This window comes from Mesorhizobium sp. M1A.F.Ca.ET.072.01.1.1, assembly GCF_004023325.1.
Lineage (GTDB): Bacteria > Pseudomonadota > Alphaproteobacteria > Rhizobiales > Rhizobiaceae > Mesorhizobium.
This window is the reverse complement of sequence record NZ_RZSF01000583.1, coordinates 1-2,090: the sequence shown is the minus strand read 5'-3', so window position 1 is coordinate 2,090 and position 2,090 is coordinate 1. Positions and strand designations below refer to the sequence as shown.

3 protein-coding genes and 1 pseudogene are annotated in these 2,090 nt (G+C 65.5%); all 4 read right to left on the bottom strand.

The features are described 5' to 3' along the window. Positions 1–496 (bottom strand): AbrB family transcriptional regulator (locus EOA32_RS36560; protein WP_189407695.1); only part of this gene is annotated, 496 nt, incomplete at its 3' end. A 76-nt stretch (positions 497–572) separates the two neighbouring features. After that, positions 573–884 carry a putative quinol monooxygenase gene (locus EOA32_RS36555; protein ID WP_095781246.1) on the bottom strand — a complete coding sequence of 104 codons (312 nt, stop codon included), beginning with the start codon at positions 882–884 and terminating at the stop codon, positions 573–575. Positions 885–936: 52 nt separating this feature from the next. Next, the gene (locus tag EOA32_RS36550) at positions 937–1,722 is read right to left on the bottom strand and encodes an SDR family oxidoreductase (RefSeq protein ID WP_128374258.1); all 786 of its coding nucleotides are present in this window, start codon (positions 1,720–1,722) and stop codon (positions 937–939) included. Between the two features lie 83 nt (positions 1,723–1,805). Continuing rightward, a pseudogene (locus tag EOA32_RS36545) lies at positions 1,806–2,090 on the bottom strand (DsrE family protein); the annotation flags it as partial.

The following is a 2,090-nucleotide window of genomic DNA, read 5'->3' as shown; positions in this document are numbered from 1 at the left end:
GATATTGCATGAAGGCGACGAGGCGCTGGTCGGCACCGAAGGCGCCGGCCATCAGCACCATGGCGGTGGCGGCGCCCGGCGAGGAACCCCAGACCGCCGTGGTGCCGGGCAGGATGCGCCAGCGACTGATCAGCCAGCCTAGCAGGCTGGAGGCGGTGAGCGTCGCCACCACCGTCCCGAAGAAGAGCGCCCATTCGGCGTAGAAGACCGGAAATATGTCGACCGAGATCGAATTCGCCACCAGGCAGCCGACCACGGCCTGAGCGGAACCGAACAGCGCGCGGGGTACGCGCACCGTGGCGCCGTTGGTGCCGGCCAGGATCGCGGCAAGCATCGGGCCGATCAGCAGCGCCGCAGGCAAGGCGGCCAATTCCAGCGCGCCGGCAAAGAGCAGCGAGAGCACCACCAGCGCCAGCCACTGCTGCAGCGGGCGCAATCGCGTCATGCGCTGAACAGACGGTTGCTCCAGTGACGGTCCTTCTGATGAAGAGTCCATATCCGGCTCTTAGCCCGGGCACGGACAAATGCGAACCCATTTTCCCGCGGAAATGCCGTTGGCGACGGTCTCGCGCTCAGCTGCCCTTCTCGGGGGCCGGAAGGCCGAAGCCGCCGACAGGATGGGTCTCGACCTGGAATTCGAAGCCGGCGATGAAAGGACGCGCCTTGGCGATTGCCGCCTGGACTTCGGGCAGTTGCAGGGACGCCTTATGGCTTGCCTGATCGGTCCACACTTCGGTCACCCAGATCGCGTCGGCATCGGCCGGGTCGGTGGCGATGATGTAGCTCAGGCAGCCGGGCAGGGCACCGGTCGTCTCACGCAGCACGTCCATGACTGCATCGCGCTGGCCGCGTGCCGCCCGCATCTTGCCGATCAGTCCGAACATTCCCTTCCTCTCCCTCCAGGTTGCACGCTGAGCTGAGTATGCAATCGCCAGCTCACGGCATCAACTGGCCACCATTGACCTCGATCACCTGGCCGATGATGTAGCCGCTCAAGCGGTCGGAAGACAGGAACAGGTAAGCGCCGACGCAATCTTCGGCCGTTCCGGCGCGACCCTGCGGAATGGTGGCGACCATGCCCTTCATCTGCTCGGGGGTGGAATAGCGCTCGTGGAACGGGGTCAGGATGGTGCCGGGCGCCACGGCGTTGACGCGGATGCCGAAGCCGATCAGCTCCTTGGCCATGCCGCGCGTCACGTTGGAGACGAAGGCCTTGGACGAGCCATAGAGGCCGGCGCCGCCGCCGGCGCCGTTGCGGGCGGCGATCGAGGTGGTGTTGATGATGAAGCCGCCCTGGCGCTTCAGCCATGGGATCGCTCTGCGCGAGGCCGTCAGCACCGAGCGCGCGTTGAGATCCATCACCGCATCGTAATGCGCCTCGGTCTGGTCGGCATAGGCAACGCGGCCGAGCATGCCGCCGGCATTGTTGACCAGCCCGTCGAGCCGGCCGAAATGTTCAGCGCTCTCCTCGACCACACGCTCGACGTCGGCGGGAACCGAAAAATCGCCCTGCGTCAAAAACACCTCGCCGCCGTCGTCGCGGATGGTTTTGGCGACCTCTTCGGCGGCTTCCCGGCTTGAATTGTAATGCAGCGCAACGCGGCATTTCTGCCGGGCATAGGCGAGGGCGAGGGCTGCTCCGATCCCGGTCGACGCGCCGGTGACCAGCACCGCCTTGCCGGCAAGATCGGGAATGACAAGCGTGGTCGGGTCAGTTGGCACGTCGATATCTCCAGGATTGCGCTGGCAATTGGTAGACGCTTCCCGGCCAGGTGTTCAAGTCAAGGCAAGATCAGGGCGCGAATTCAGGGCCGCAGATAGACATAGCCCTGGCGCTGCAGCTCCGCGAGCTTGACCACGCCGCCTCTCTCCGCGACCTGGAAGCCGGCAAGCAGGTCGGTCAGTGCGATGTCCATGCCATGCATTGTGTTGCCGCAGGCCTGCGGAACAAGTCCCTGCTGGACGAGGCCGGCAAAGCGGCTGGAGGTCGCTCCGGAAGCGCTCTTTGCCTTGAAGGCCGCAAGCGCCGGCCCGTGGACGACCAGCACGACCTCGACATTGCCGCCGGTGCCCTCATAGTGGTTCTTGAT

Coding starts and splice junctions, on each gene's coding strand:
- EOA32_RS36555 (WP_095781246.1), bottom strand. CDS start 884: ATGTTCGGACTGATCGGCAAGATGCGGGCGGCACGCGGCCAGCGCGAT.